A 13419-nucleotide genomic window follows, 5' to 3' on the forward strand; every position below is an offset into this window, starting at 1 on the left:
CCTGAAAATTCCATGTCATGAACTGTATAGCGCATGCATTACCATGGTCAGTCTTCAAAGGCCTGTGTCATCGCTTGTTCTGTCGCTGCGCGATACCCCGCCGTAATCACGGATATACTGAGCACCGTGACCAGGATCTGCAGCAGCACGTTGAGGATCATGACCTTTATCTGAACGAAGATCAGCGGCAATCCGGTTCCGGTCAGCGACAGCACATGGTCGATCAGGGCCCCGCCCAGCCAGAACGGCAAGGACAGGACAATGACGGCCCAGAGCATACGCCACCCGAGCCCTTGCCCCAGCCGGTGCGCTTCCAAAAATCCAATCGGGCGTTCCAGCGCCGCCGCCGGCAGCACCAGGTTCAGGCGCATGAGATGCGGCATGATCAGAAACAGCAGAACGGCGAATGTGGCACTCATCGACACGCCGAGCGGAAAGGCTCCACCGAGTAGCGAAAAAACAACGGCCACCGGGATCGAAACCCCGATCGCGATCAACACCAGCAGGATCATTTTCCAGAGAAATCGTGCTTCCAGCGCGCCGAAACGGACGAACACAGTGGCTGGTCGTTCACCGAGCATGGCAAACCGATGCCAGGCGACCGCAATCGAGGCGGCCGCCAATATGGCAACGGTCACGTTGAGCAGCAGCAGCAGGACCGCACCGGCCGGAATCGACGCTGGGTCGGTGGCCTCGTCGATGGGACCGACAGTCAGTATGACCACAAACGACAGCATGATCTGGATGCCGACCCAGGTGCCGCACACCTTGAACACCATGTCCAGATTCTGAAACACCAGCGAAAAGGAATCGGTCAAAAGCCGTTTGAACATGTCTAAGCCCCAGATACGTGATCACGGGCTTGCCCGTTTCTATGAAACCGCTCTTAAAGGTTGGTGGTCCTGCCTGCAACGATTGACAGCAAATCACGCAAATCAACCTGAAAAACCGACCGGCCATTGCCCTTTTTTGCCGCAGCCCCTAATCATGCGCTGGAAAACAGGACCGGGATCGCACATCTATCGGTTCAACAGTTTCAAGACACCCTGGTGCCCATCATGATTGATGATTTCGCAAGTCCCCTGCCCCGCCGCACATCGGTAGGCGTGAAGGTCGGCAACGTCACGGTCGGCGGCGACGCCCCGATCGTCGTCCAGTCCATGACCAATACGGACACCGCCGATGCTGATGCAACTGTCGCCCAGGTGGCGGCACTTGCGCGTGCCGGTTCGGAAGTCGTGCGCATCACGGTTGACCGTGCAGAAGCGGCCGAGCAAGTGCCCCGCATCAAGGAGCGGCTGGAGCGGATCGGCATCGATGTGCCGCTGGTCGGCGACTTTCACTATATCGGCCACAAGCTGCTGCAGGACTATCCGGATTGCGCCGCGGCGCTCGACAAATATCGGATCAACCCGGGCAATGTCGGCTTCAAGGCAAAGCGGGACACCCAGTTCTCCCAGATCATCGACATTGCCCTGAAACACGACAAACCGGTCCGCATCGGCGTCAACTGGGGCTCGCTTGACCAGGAACTCCTGACCAGGCTGATGGACGAGAACGCGGAAAGCGACGCCCCTGTTTCGGCCGCCGCCGTGATGCGCGAGGCCATCATCCAGTCCGGGCTTCTGTCGGCTCAGCGTGCCGAAGACCTTGGCATGGGGCGCGACAAGATCATTCTCTCGGCCAAGGTCAGTCAGGTCCAGGACCTGATTGCCGTCTATGCAGACCTTGCCCGGCGCTGTGACTACGCATTGCACCTGGGCCTGACCGAAGCCGGCATGGGCACCAAGGGCATCGTCTCTTCCGCAGCCTCCATGGGCATCCTGCTGCAGCAGGGGATCGGTGACACGATCCGCGTGTCGTTGACCCCGGAACCGGGTGGAGATCGCACCCGCGAAGTGCAGGTCGCCCAGGAACTGCTTCAGGTCATGGGTTTTCGCGCCTTCGTGCCCGTTGTGGCCGCTTGTCCCGGATGCGGCCGGACCACGTCGACAACGTTCCAGGAGCTTGCCCAGGACATTCAGGGCCATATCCGCGAATCCATGCCGAAATGGCGTGAGCAGTATCCGGGCGTTGAAAGCCTCAACGTTGCGGTGATGGGCTGTATCGTCAACGGTCCGGGCGAGTCCAAGCATGCCGATATCGGTATCTCGCTGCCCGGCACCGGCGAAACTCCCTCCGCCCCGGTTTTCATCGACGGAGAAAAAGCCACCACCTTGCGTGGGCCGGGCATTGCCGACGAGTTCAAGCAGATGGTGCTGGACTATATCGAGAGACGCTACGGCTCCGGTCCCAAGTCTTCGTCTGACGCCGCCTGACCAGACAGAAAGTCCCAAAAAGATGATGCAGCCGGGCCTTGCCGAGCCTCAGAGAAAGCCGATCCTGGTGATCACCTCACAGGTTGTCCGCGGCGGCATCAGCGGCCGCGGCCTGACCTTCGCCCTGGAACGGATCGGTCACGATGTCTGGTTCCTGCCGACCATTCTGCTGCCGTGGCACCCCGGTCAGGGCAAGGGCACCCGGATCGTGCCGGCGCTGGAAGATTTCAAAAGCCTCACGGCAGATCTGGCAGCGTCGCCGAAGCTTGCTGAAATCGGCGCCGTTCTGTCCGGCTACCTGGGCAGTCCGGACCAGGCCGGACCGATTGCAGACCTGGTCAAGGCAGTGAAAGCCGCCAATCCGGACGCGCCTTATCTGTGCGATCCGGTCCTTGGCGACCTGCAGGGTGACGCGGGATCCCTATACGTGCCCAAGGCAACCGCCCAGGCCGTCCGGGACGAGCTCGTTCCGCTTGCGGACATTGTCACTCCCAATGCGTTTGAACTTGGCTGGCTGAGCGGGCGCGAGGTCACCAATGAAATGCAGGCGCTCGCCGCCGCAAGAACACTTGGCAACGAGCGCGTGCTCGTGACGTCGTCACCGGCGCTGCGCCGCAACGCAATTGCCAATCTGCTGGCCGCGCCACGCACGGCAATCGCCGCCGAACACGCCGCAATTGCCAGTCCCCCACACGGCACCGGCGACCTCATGGCTGGCCTGTTCCTGAGCAATCTGCTGGCCGGTTTCGACGACGAAGAGGCCCTGAAGCGGGCGTCGGCATCCGTCTTTGAACTGGTCGCGCGCAGCGTCAAGAAAGGCGCCGACGAGCTGCTCTTTGCCGAAGAACAGCAATCGGTGGTGAAAGCGATGGCGCTGGTCACATCCCGCCGCGTCCTGGAAACCAAGGTCCGTGCCTGAGAAAAGCACAGACTGGATTGCGGGTGTTGACGGCTGCAAGGCCGGCTGGGTTGCGGTCTTGCGTAATCTCGCCGACCCGACCGGTTTGCACCTGCACCTCTTTCCGGCCTTCGCCGACATTGTCAGCTTCGTCCCTCAGATCAAGGTCATCGCGGTTGATATGCCAATCGGCCTGCCGGACACTCTCGGCCCCGGTGGCCGGGGACCGGAAAAGGCGGCGCGCAAGCATCTCGGAGAGCGCCAGTCATCCGTCTTCACCGTGCCCGCCCGACCGGCGGTCTATGAAACCGACTACCTTCAGGCTTGCGACACCGCCATGAAGACCTCCGAGCCGCCAAAGAAGGTCTCGAAACAGTGTTTTTATCTGTTTCCGAAGATGCGGGAGATCGACACGTTGATGACGCCCGAACTGGAAGAGCGCGTTCATGAGGTGCACCCGGAACTTGCCTTCTGGCGCCTGAACGGCGAAGCCGAGATGAGTCTGCCGAAAAAGGTGAAGAGCCGCGCTAACCCCGCAGGCCTCGATCAGCGCAGGGACCTGCTGGTTTCCAAGGGAATGCCGCAAGATTTCCTCGACCAGAAGCCTCCGCGCGGATGCGGCCGGGACGATCTCCTGGATGCGGCAGCGAACAGCCTGATTGCCGAACGCATCATAAATGGACAGGCGGAGCCTTTCCCGAAAGATTTCCGACGCGACGACCGGGGCCTCAGAATGGCAATTTGGGCTTAGGGTTGCCGTGAAGCATCTGCCAATCAGACGAAGACAGGGAAAATCTACGCCATGCGCCCGGCCCTGAAATGGATGGTCTTTTGTCTCCTGTTCGGGGTTTTGACGCTGGCCTCGCAATTGGGTGGCCTTGCCCTGATTGCCGCACTCTTTTTCAAACGCCGTGTGCTGGTGTTTCTGACGGCTTACGCACTCCTCAGCCTGTCCGCGATCTGGATTGCGCCGGTTGTCAGCAACCGGGTTGCGTTGCCCTGCTTTACGGACGGTCCGCTGAAAGTACAGTCGTGGATCTACTGCGCCCTCAACCGCAATTATGTGTCACCTGAAGTCAAGGCGCTGCTGGAAGACCTCGCCCATGCGACCGAAAAAGCTTATCCGGGCACACAAACGCTTGTTCTGGATGGCAATTTTCCGTTCCTGGACGGCTTTCCCCTGATCCCGCATCTCTCCCATGATGACGGCGGGAAGGTGGATCTGGCGTTTTATTACCGGGATGCGTCAGGGTACCGGCGCGGTGCCACGCGTTCGCCGATCGGCTATTTTGCCTTTGAAGACGGTCCGAGCACTTGCCCGCCGAAACGCCTGAGCCTCAGATGGGATCTGGCCGCCCTGCAGCCCCTGTGGCCTGACTTTGCGATCGAGCCGAACAGGACCCGGTTCGCTCTTGCCTTCCTTGCCGCCGATCCCCGGACCGGCAAGATCCTGCTTGAACCGCACCTGAAGGCGCGGCTCGGGCTCGCGTCCTCCAAGATCCGTTTTCAGGGCTGCCGGGCGGCCCGGCATGACGATCACATACACCTTCAGCTTTAGCTCGCGGTCTTTTCCCGCCTTACCAATTTGCTAAAGCGTCTTCAGCAAGGCGCAGATGTCCTGCTTCAGGTCCTTGCCTCGAACAATCCCGCCGTGGCACGGCACGATCACGGTTGGAGTTTCGAGATCGAGGCGGTTTTGAACCCAGGCCGAAAACACGGCCTTGTCGCGCAGCCCATATGTCGGGAACGGCTTCAGAAAACCGACCTTCGGTTTGGTATCGCTCTTTTCCTGCATACCGCAAAAGGCATCGGTCACGATCCAGATGACCGCGTCCTTTGTGCGCAGGCAAACCCAGACTTCACCCGTCTTGAGACCGTCCGGTTCAAGGAGGCTGGCGTGGCTGGGAAGCGCTTCGGCAAGCCTGTCCAGGTCAGAGAAGGCAAACCCGGTGACTTTTTTAAGACGCGGCCTTGCGCCTTGCGAACAAACACAATCCGCCTCCGGAAAGGCGGCAACATGTTCGCTCAAACCCATGTTGTGATAATGGTTCGGCGCCAGCAGGAACCGGACAGGGGCGAGAGCCGATGCCGTGCCGCTGGCCTTGCGGACAGGACTGTAAAGCGCCGCTCCCCCATCGGGCAAAGCGATCGCGACACAGCGTAGGTTGCCTTCTCGTATGGACCAGAGGCCGTCGACCCCCTCGACCGGTTCAAGTCCCGCTACCTGTTTCATGTCCTGATCTCTCTGCGGGTCAGTTGCGCGCACAGCAAGTCGACCAGCGGCTTGCCGGCATCGTTTTTCCCGGCCAGACGGTTTTGGGCGTGAACGCCCATGACGGCGGATACCAGCGCCTTCGCGGTCGCCTCCGGATCCGTGTCGGCCGGAAGCGACTTGTCGGCAATTGCCCGTTCCAGGCAGGTGGTAAAAGAGCTTTCCAGAGCGGCCCAATAGCGTTTGACCGCTCCCTCCAGCCGCGCGCTGCCCACGCGTGCGTTCTCAATCCCGGTGTTCACGACGAGGCAGCCATGCGGGCTGGACGTCATCGAGCCGTCCGTGACCAGAGATCGCAGAAATCCCACGAGTTCCGGCAAGCCACCGGTCTGCATGGGCGTCATGGCATGCCGGATGGCCTGGTCCGAATAATAATCGAGCGCTTTCAGATAGAGACCTTCCTTGCCGCCAAACTCGGTTCGGATAGCAAACTGGTTGAGACCGGTGAGGCGTTCCAGCTCGCGCAGCCCGAGTGCCTGATAGCCATGTTGCCAGAACGCGTGAACGACACGTTCGACCACCTCATCGACATTGTAGCTTTTTGGGCGTGCCATGACCTAGTTTCTCTACGACTGAATAGAAATTATTTCTATACACTCGAAGAGAAATGTCAAGGCGCCCGGAGAACCGTCTCGCACTGGCTCTCGAAAAAGTGCCATACGGATTTCACACGACTCGATAAGGCCCCCCAACGTAAGATAGGATGCTTCGTGCCCCGTCCCGGCGGCGACCTTGCGCCGCATTTCTCCAGCGAGAGGACATTTTCATCATGCGTACCAGGTACATGTTGGCGGCTGCGATCGGCTTTGCGATTGCCTATTCCGCACCTGTTGATTTCACCGGCTTTGCCGCCGGCACACCCGTTTTTGCCGGCATAGCGCCTGCCAAGGCTCAGAACCCGACCCGCAACACGGCGCGGCGAACCGCCCGGCGCACCACACGGCGCGTCGCCCGACGCACATCGATCGCCGGATGCGCGCCCTACAACGCCTATTACAATTGTGGCGGGGTCTATTACCGGCCCGTCGTTGAAAACGGCGTCACCGTCTATGTTGTTGTAAATCCCTGAACCTGTTGGAGAACCTCATGAGAAACCTCCGTATGCTGGCCCTGGCCGCCAGCGTCTTGCTTTTGGGTGCTCCGGCGGTGGCACAGGGACCGGTCAAGGGTGTCCTGGAAGCCTGCGAGACCGAAATCACGACCTATTGCGATGAAGTCACGCCGGGCCATGGCCGCATGCTGTCCTGCATGTATGCCCATGAAGACAAGATCAGTGACGAGTGCGCGGCCTCCATTGTCGACCTGGCGGATGCCCTCGACTTCCTGTTCGCCAATGTCGGCAACGCGGTTGCGCTCTGCGCCGCGGACATCGAAGCCAATTGTTCCGGCGTCGAGTTCGGTGGCGGCCGTATCCTGTCCTGCCTCAAGGCCAATGCCGACAAGGTTTCGGCGGAGTGCCAGCCGGTTGTCAGTTCCTTCTCCGACCAGTTCGGCCTGAACGACTGAGCGAACCACGCAAGCTGCGTGCGGCCTGCCCTTTGGCTGCGCGCGACCGGTTTCAACATCCGGCCAATGGCCGCAGCGCTGCGGCCATTTTCACCTCTTCCCTTTCCTTTTCGTCAGAACCTGCTAAAAGGCGCGCCGTTCCTTCACGGGAACCACCGGTCGCAGCCTACCCGGTGACGAGCGTCGCAACGGGCGTTCAACAGCGAAAACAAGGGACCAACGTTGAAAACACTTGTCATCTGTTCCGGCGGAATGGATTCCGTCACCCTTGCGCACAGGATTGCGCAGGACCACGAGCTGATCGGCCTGATCTCCTTTGATTATGGCCAGCGCCACAAGAAGGAACTGGATTTTGCCAGGGCCTGCGCCGAAGAGCTCAACACCGAATTCATCCTGATCGACATTGCCAATATCGGCCGCCAGCTGACCGGCTCGGCGCTGACCGATGATCTGGACGTGCCCGATGGCCACTACGCCGAAGACACCATGAAGGTCACGGTGGTGCCGAACCGCAACGCGATCATGCTGACCATTGCCTATGGCATCGCCTCCTCGCGCGGGGCCGAGGCGGTCGCGACCGCGGTTCATGGCGGCGATCATTTCATCTATCCGGACTGCCGCCCGGCCTTTACCGAGAGCTTCGAGACCATGCAGCGGCACGCGCTGGACGGTCTTGGCGAGATCAGGCTCTTCACGCCTTATGTCAACGTCTCCAAGGCGGAGATCGCCCGCGAGGGCCTTGCCCTTGCTGTCGACTATCGCAAGACCTGGTCTTGCTACAAGGGCGGCGCGGAGCACTGCGGCCGCTGCGGCACCTGCGTGGAACGGCGCGAGGCGTTTCACCTTGCCGGCGGTATCGATCCGACCGTCTATGCGGACGCGGATTTCTGGAAGGTGGCCTGCAATGTATAGGATCACCAAGGAGTTCCACTTCTCCGCCAGCCACCAGCTGAAGGGTCTTGGCGACGACCACCCTTGCGCCCGCTTCCATGGCCACAACTACGTGGTTGAGGTTGAACTGGCCGCCGAGGAACTCGACGCTATCGGCTTTGTCCGTGACTACAACGAGCTGAAGCTGCTCAAGACCTATATCGACGACACGCTCGATCACCGGCACCTGAACGACGTGCTCGGCGATGATTGCGTCACCGCCGAGCGCATCGCCAAACACCTGTTCGACTGGTGCAAGGCGGCCTGGCCGGAAACCGCAGCCGTCCGCGTCAAGGAAACGCCGAAGACCTGCGCGGAATACCGTCCACTTGTCTATCTCCCGGTGGAGGCACGGCCATGACCCAGGACCTGATCCGCGTCAACGAGATCTTCGGACCGACCATCCAGGGGGAAGGCGCCCTGATCGGTCAACCGACCGTCTTTGTGCGCACCGGCGGCTGCGACTACCGCTGCGCCTGGTGTGACACGCTTCATGCCGTCGACAGCGCCTATCGGGACGAATGGGTGCCGATGTCGCCGCAGGCCATTCTGATGCAGGTGGAGATCCTGTCGGGCGGCAAGCCGCTGATGGTGTCGCTGTCGGGTGGCAACCCAGCCATCCAGCCGCTCGGACCGCTGATCGAATTCGGCCGTCGCGAAGGCTACCGCTTTGCGCTTGAAACCCAGGGCAGCCTGGCGAGGGAGTGGTTCGACAGGCTGGACGTCCTGACCCTCAGCCCGAAACCACCGTCGTCCGGCATGGCAACCGACTGGCAGAAGCTTGCCGAATGCGTCGAAGCGGCCGGTTCCGACACCCAGACAGTGCTGAAGGTCGTGGTCTTCGACGAGGCGGACTATGCCTTTGCCCGCGATGTCTCGGAACGCTATCCGGAGCTGAGCTGCTACCTGCAGCCGGGCAATCACACCCCGTCCGAGGCGCACGAGACCGACAGCACAATCGACATGGCCGGTATCATGGACCGCATGCGCTGGCTGGTCGACAGGGTCACCACCGACAAATGGTACGCCGCCACCGTGCTGCCGCAGCTGCACACGATGATCTGGGGCAATCTCAGAGGCGTTTAACGTCTCGAACCTCGCCAGCCTCATCCTGAGGAGCCGCGCCAGCGGCGTCTCGAAGGATCGGCGGCAAACTCAGAACAAGCGCCCCTCTGTCGAGACGGACCTCACGGTCCTCCTCAGGCTGAGGTCGGAAACAAGGAAACAGACAGATGTCCGACAAGAGCATCTATGAAAACCTGACGCAGCTCGGCGCCTCCACGGAGCTGCCGGACGATCCGGACAAGGCGGTCCTGGAAAAGGTGCCGAACCCGCAGGCCGGCACCGGCTACATGGTCCGCTTCGTCGCCCCGGAATTCACCTCGCTCTGCCCGATCACCGGCGCGCCGGATTTTGCCCATCTGGTGATCGACTATGTGCCGCGGGACTTCCTGGTGGAGAGCAAGTCGCTGAAACTCTTCCTCGGCGCGTTCCGAAATCACGGCGCCTTTCACGAGGACTGCACGGTGTCCATCGGCAAGCGCCTGGTCGACCTGCTTGACCCGCAATGGCTCCGGATCGGCGGTTACTGGTACCCGCGCGGCGGCATCCCGATCGATGTCTTCTACCAGACCGGCCCGGCCCCGGAAGGTGTCTGGATCCCGGAACAGGGCGTCGCGCCTTATCGCGGACGTGGGTGAGATCTGGCCAGCAGCATCGTCAAAGAGCGGCAGATGCCGCTTTTTGCCTGCGTTTCATCACCCATCCGACTTCGTCAGTGTCGCCCGCCATGCGCTTGGGCTCAGACCCGTTTCCGCCTTGAAGGCGGCATTGAAGGTCGACTTGGCCTGAAAGCCCGCATCCAGAAACACCTCCGTAATCGAGCGCAAAGGGTCGTCTTGCATCAATCGCCTGGCCTCCTCGATGCGGAACCCGTTGAGCCACGCCCTGAAATTTCTTCCGCGCCGGTCATTGATCTCGTCTGCGACCGCCCGCTGCGGTTGGCTCATCTGACGGGCGAAACGTGCCAGCGTCAGGTTCGGATCGAGAAACGCCCGGCTTTGACGCATGCCCCTTTCCAGGACCTCGATCAGGTTCTCTGACCGGGCGACGCGCTTCGGCGGACGGTCGGTGATCCAGCCAAGCAGGTCTGATCGGTGCAGCACCGCGAAGAGCATGGTGGCGACCGTCGCCAGAAGCAGCCCGCCAGCGACCAGAAACAGAAGACGGAACTCCCGACTGCTTGCCGGATCTGCCAGGAGGGCAAGTGCGAGATCGATGACCGCAACCCCGGCCATCCAGACGGACAGCAGCCAAACCCAGAGCCGCATTGCCGGTTTCCGTTCCCCAGCCTGCCCGACAAGAACGGCCTCGCGGACCGCCAGCAGTGCATACGCACCCCAGAGACCAAACAGGAGAATGTCGCGAAAGGCCTGCAGCCCGGCACCGGGCACTTCGCTCACCAGGAGAATTGCAAGCGGGCCCAGGGCATGAACGCCATCAAGACGACGGAAGGCGGCCGAAGACCGGGTCAATGCCTTGATATGCAAGAAAAGCAGCACCGGCAGGGTGGCAGCCAAGAAGACTTTCAGAAGGCTGACAGTGGCAGGCCCATCCGGCTCGAAACCAGCCGTCAGGCCGTTCAGTGCCGCCATCACGATCAGCGCTCCGGCAAAACAGACATGCGCGGCACGGCTTTGCTTCAGGGTCAGGACAAAACCGGCAAGCAGCAACGACAGCACGGCTGAAATGTAGAACAGCGTCATCGCGTTGTCTGGATCCTTTCAGGTCCTGAAACCCGTTTCCGGTCGCGCGGCTGCCCGAATGGCAGCAAGGCTTGCGCCTCCAATATCGGAGGTTATCCAATTGCTGCAAGTTTCCAGATCATTCCTGCAGGTGTCCGCCGCACTTGCCCTGTGCCTGAGCCTGTCTCAACCCGCTGCCCGGGCCGCCTCGACACTGATCGAAGGCGTGACGCTGATCTCTGCAGAGCGCGACGCGCCGCTGACAAACGCCTGGGTACTGATCGAAAACGACAGGATTGCCGGGCTTGGCCAGGGCCACGCACCGGCGGCCGATGTCATTGTCGACGCCGCTGGCCGTTACCTGATCCCCGGCCTGATCGACAGCCACGTGCATCTCTATCACGCCACCGGGCTCAAACGCCGCTACACCGAGACGTATGAAGCGCTTCAGGCCGACTTCTTTGCCCAGCAACCACGAAGCTTTCTTTATCACGGCTTCACGACGGTCATTGAACTCAACGCGGACTTCGCAAGCAATGACCGGTTCACGTCGGTTGCCCCGCATCCGCGGCTGTTTCACTGTTCAAAGGGTGCGGTGCTGCAAGACGGCTTCTTGTCACTGGAAGTCGAAGGCCCCCTGGAAACTGCCTATCCCGGTTACTTCGCTGACCATTACGCGGCGGGCACCGGTCCTGTTGCCGGGCATACGCCCGAGGATGCTGTTCGCCGGATTACGGAAACCGGAGGCATCTGCGTCAAGGCCTATTACGAGGAAGCCCTGTGGTGGCCCCGCAAGCCGAAACCGGATTTTGCCTTGCCCAGCCGGGAGATCATGCGCGACCTCGTGACCGCCGCCCACGCTCACGACCTGCCTGTGATCCTGCATGCAACCTCCCCGGCCGGGCACAGGTTCGCGCTGGAAACCGGCATCGACATTCTGGCTCACGGCATGTGGGAATGGCCCGGGCAGCGTTTCGACGCATCGGAGCCGAAACCGGCCTATGAACAGATTGCCCGGGCGGTGGCCAGAAGTCCGCTCGGCCTTCAACCAACCTTCACAACAATCGGCAACACCAGGTCCCTGTTCACGCCGGAGCTCCTGGCCGACCCGGCCTGGACCAAGGTGGTGCCGGAACGCTATCGCGCCTATCTCGCTTCTGCTGCGGCCCCGCAACGGCAAGATTTTGAAACAGTGTTTGGCCCGCTTCTCAAAAAGAGTGCGCCAGGCAGGCCCTTCCGCGACCTGCAGAGCGATTTCAACACCCGCTATGAACGATTGATTGGAGGGATGGCAAAGGAAGGCGCCAATCTGCTTTTCGGCACGGATACCGCCGTCGGTGGTTTCGGTTTTGCCGCGCCTCCGGGACTTGCCGGGTACTGGGAAATGAAGGCCTGGCGCCGGGCCGGCATTCCGCTTCAAACCCTGTTTCGGGCACTCACCCTCGACAATGCCCGCGCCTTCCACCTGGATGACCGGCTCGGCAGCATCGAACCGGGCAAGGCAGCCGACCTTCTACTGCTCCGGCAAAACCCGCTCGAAACTGTTGAAGCCTATGACACCATCGAGCTGGTCGTTCTCGGTGGCGAAGTCCTGGCGCGGGACAGTCTGGCAACGAACAACTGAGAATGGGCGCGAGCACAGCCAACATTGGGGGGAACGCTTTCTTTGAAGACAAGGCCATTGCCTGCCCCGAAATGTCATCCCGGCCCCCGAGCCAGGACCTAAACCACCGTTCCGCCTCGCGCCCTCGGCATTGGCGCGATGGCCGTTTCGAGGGTCCCATTACAAGAATACCCGCCCTGGGAACGGGTGGGACCTGCGCGTCCGCTGCGCTGCATGCAGGATAACCTCTGAGGTGGCCGTCGACGCTGGCTGGACAAATACTCCCTTCTGAGCTGATCGGGGCGAAGCTTTGCTATTCCTGCCCGGATTGCTCGTGGCGAGCGGCCCTTTATTCCGGCGCCGGCAAGGTCAGTCCCGGAGCCTTCTCGATCTCCTGGGTGGTCACCATCTCGAAATTCGGCGCCTTGGTGTCATAGACCGCCTTGACGATGAAATTATCGCTCTTGCGGACCCAGTAGGTATAGCGGTTTTCCGTGACCATGCCCTGGCTGACGGTGATGTCGGCGGCAACGACTTCGACCGGTTCTCCGTCCAGGTCCTCTGCACTGCAGGCGGCATTGCGGATGGTTTCAGCGTTGGTCTCCTTGTCGGCGCGGGCCTTGTCCGCGTTCTGGCCGGTCTCCATCTCCCGGATCTTGTCCCAGGTCTTGCCTTCATCCGCCGACTGGTAGAGCGCGTTGCCGTATCCCAGAACCCAGGGTCCTGCCGGCGAGGTCGGCACGGTCATGTAGTGGTCCTGACCAAGATAGAGAAAGTCGTTTTTGCTTTCCGGCGCTCCCTTGAACGCAGTGGTCACGGCCGCCTTTGTCGGCACGCCCTGATCCAGCTGAAGATAGAGCTCCGTGAACCGGTCCCGGCATGGATCGGCCAGTGCGGCCTCGGAGGTAACGGCGAGCAGACCGAGAGACATCAAAATCGATTTCATCAAATCCCCGCATGGCAAAGACTTTCATTGGAACGCATACATGGAACACCGTTTTCCGGTGCGAGGCAATTGATCTTTCCGCAGGGGCCATTGCCCGGATGCCAATCAGTCTCGACCCTCGCTGCCGCAGCCTCGTCTGGCACTGCCGGTTCTCGCTCAAGCTCACCCCCTTCCTCCGTCATTCCGGACAAGTGCAGCGCAG

General features: G+C 61.2%; 16 protein-coding genes. 11 read left to right on the forward strand and 5 right to left on the reverse strand.

Annotated features, from left to right (window positions below; all coding sequences use genetic code 11):
- Nucleotides 1–47: 47 nt before the first annotated feature.
- Complete coding sequence (locus CHH27_RS18135) at nucleotides 48–833, reverse strand: hypothetical protein (protein ID WP_094072831.1); 786 nt, start codon at nucleotides 831–833, stop codon at nucleotides 48–50.
- Between the two features lie 225 nt (nucleotides 834–1058).
- Here CHH27_RS18135 and ispG point away from each other — a divergent pair, with 225 nt between their 5' ends.
- The 4 genes from ispG to CHH27_RS18155 are packed head-to-tail and all read left to right on the forward strand — an operon-like array spanning nucleotide 1059 to nucleotide 4774.
- The gene (ispG, locus tag CHH27_RS18140; protein WP_094072832.1) at nucleotides 1059–2318 is read left to right on the forward strand and encodes a flavodoxin-dependent (E)-4-hydroxy-3-methylbut-2-enyl-diphosphate synthase; all 1260 of its coding nucleotides are present in this window, start codon (nucleotides 1059–1061) and stop codon (nucleotides 2316–2318) included.
- A gap of 22 nt (nucleotides 2319–2340) precedes the next feature.
- A complete protein-coding gene (pdxY, locus tag CHH27_RS18145; RefSeq protein WP_094072833.1) occupies nucleotides 2341–3237 on the forward strand; it encodes a pyridoxal kinase in 897 nt (298 codons plus the stop codon).
- Complete coding sequence (locus CHH27_RS18150; RefSeq protein ID WP_094072834.1) at nucleotides 3230–3967, forward strand: DUF429 domain-containing protein; 738 nt, start codon at nucleotides 3230–3232, stop codon at nucleotides 3965–3967. The genes pdxY and CHH27_RS18150 overlap by 8 nt, the downstream gene beginning before the upstream one ends.
- A gap of 51 nt (nucleotides 3968–4018) precedes the next feature.
- A complete protein-coding gene (locus CHH27_RS18155; protein ID WP_094072835.1) occupies nucleotides 4019–4774 on the forward strand; it encodes a hypothetical protein in 756 nt (251 codons plus the stop codon).
- 30 nt (nucleotides 4775–4804) lie between these two features.
- Here the strand turns inward: CHH27_RS18155 and CHH27_RS18160 are convergent, their stop codons facing one another.
- Together CHH27_RS18160 and CHH27_RS18165 are read right to left on the reverse strand one after the other, a co-directional pair.
- Complete coding sequence (locus tag CHH27_RS18160; RefSeq protein ID WP_094072836.1) at nucleotides 4805–5449, reverse strand: hypothetical protein; 645 nt, start codon at nucleotides 5447–5449, stop codon at nucleotides 4805–4807.
- Nucleotides 5446–6042 (reverse strand): TetR/AcrR family transcriptional regulator, encoded by a 597-nt coding sequence (locus tag CHH27_RS18165; protein WP_094072837.1) that lies wholly within the window; start codon nucleotides 6040–6042, stop codon nucleotides 5446–5448. The genes CHH27_RS18160 and CHH27_RS18165 overlap by 4 nt, the downstream gene beginning before the upstream one ends.
- A 215-nt stretch (nucleotides 6043–6257) precedes the next feature.
- On the opposite strand from CHH27_RS18165, the gene CHH27_RS18170 reads away from it, so the two are divergent.
- The 6 genes from CHH27_RS18170 (at nucleotide 6258) to queF (ending at nucleotide 9624) form a co-directional block, all read left to right on the forward strand.
- Complete coding sequence (locus CHH27_RS18170; protein WP_094072838.1) at nucleotides 6258–6557, forward strand: hypothetical protein; 300 nt, start codon at nucleotides 6258–6260, stop codon at nucleotides 6555–6557.
- A 17-nt stretch (nucleotides 6558–6574) separates the two neighbouring features.
- Nucleotides 6575–6994 carry a cysteine rich repeat-containing protein gene (locus CHH27_RS18175; protein WP_094072839.1) on the forward strand — a complete coding sequence of 140 codons (420 nt, stop codon included), beginning with the start codon at nucleotides 6575–6577 and terminating at the stop codon, nucleotides 6992–6994.
- 222 nt (nucleotides 6995–7216) lie between these two features.
- Nucleotides 7217–7906, forward strand: coding sequence for a 7-cyano-7-deazaguanine synthase QueC (gene queC, locus CHH27_RS18180; RefSeq protein ID WP_094072840.1), 690 nt, complete (start codon nucleotides 7217–7219; stop codon nucleotides 7904–7906).
- Nucleotides 7899–8285 (forward strand): 6-carboxytetrahydropterin synthase QueD, encoded by a 387-nt coding sequence (queD, locus tag CHH27_RS18185; RefSeq protein ID WP_094072841.1) that lies wholly within the window; start codon nucleotides 7899–7901, stop codon nucleotides 8283–8285. Before queC ends, queD begins: the two co-directional genes overlap by 8 nt.
- Nucleotides 8282–9010 carry a 7-carboxy-7-deazaguanine synthase QueE gene (queE, locus tag CHH27_RS18190; protein ID WP_094072842.1) on the forward strand — a complete coding sequence of 243 codons (729 nt, stop codon included), beginning with the start codon at nucleotides 8282–8284 and terminating at the stop codon, nucleotides 9008–9010. The genes queD and queE overlap by 4 nt, the downstream gene beginning before the upstream one ends.
- Nucleotides 9011–9156: 146 nt before the next feature.
- On the forward strand, nucleotides 9157–9624 hold the full coding sequence (queF, locus tag CHH27_RS18195; protein WP_094072843.1) for a preQ(1) synthase: 468 nt from the start codon (nucleotides 9157–9159) through the stop codon (nucleotides 9622–9624).
- A 57-nt stretch (nucleotides 9625–9681) separates the two neighbouring features.
- Here queF and CHH27_RS18200 read toward each other — a convergent pair whose 3' ends face one another.
- Nucleotides 9682–10689 carry a helix-turn-helix domain-containing protein gene (locus tag CHH27_RS18200; RefSeq protein WP_094072844.1) on the reverse strand — a complete coding sequence of 336 codons (1008 nt, stop codon included), beginning with the start codon at nucleotides 10687–10689 and terminating at the stop codon, nucleotides 9682–9684.
- A gap of 100 nt (nucleotides 10690–10789) precedes the next feature.
- Here CHH27_RS18200 and CHH27_RS27730 point away from each other — a divergent pair, with 100 nt between their 5' ends.
- Nucleotides 10790–12292, forward strand: coding sequence for an amidohydrolase family protein (locus CHH27_RS27730; protein WP_198338249.1), 1503 nt, complete (start codon nucleotides 10790–10792; stop codon nucleotides 12290–12292).
- A gap of 328 nt (nucleotides 12293–12620) precedes the next feature.
- On the opposite strand, the gene CHH27_RS18210 is transcribed toward CHH27_RS27730, so the two are convergent.
- Nucleotides 12621–13217: a hypothetical protein gene (locus CHH27_RS18210; RefSeq protein WP_094072845.1), complete on the reverse strand. Its 597-nt coding sequence runs from the start codon at nucleotides 13215–13217 to the stop codon at nucleotides 12621–12623.
- Nucleotides 13218–13419: the final 202 nt, after the last annotated feature.

The organism is Labrenzia sp. VG12 (assembly GCF_002237595.1).
Classification (GTDB): Bacteria; Pseudomonadota; Alphaproteobacteria; order Rhizobiales; family Stappiaceae; genus Roseibium.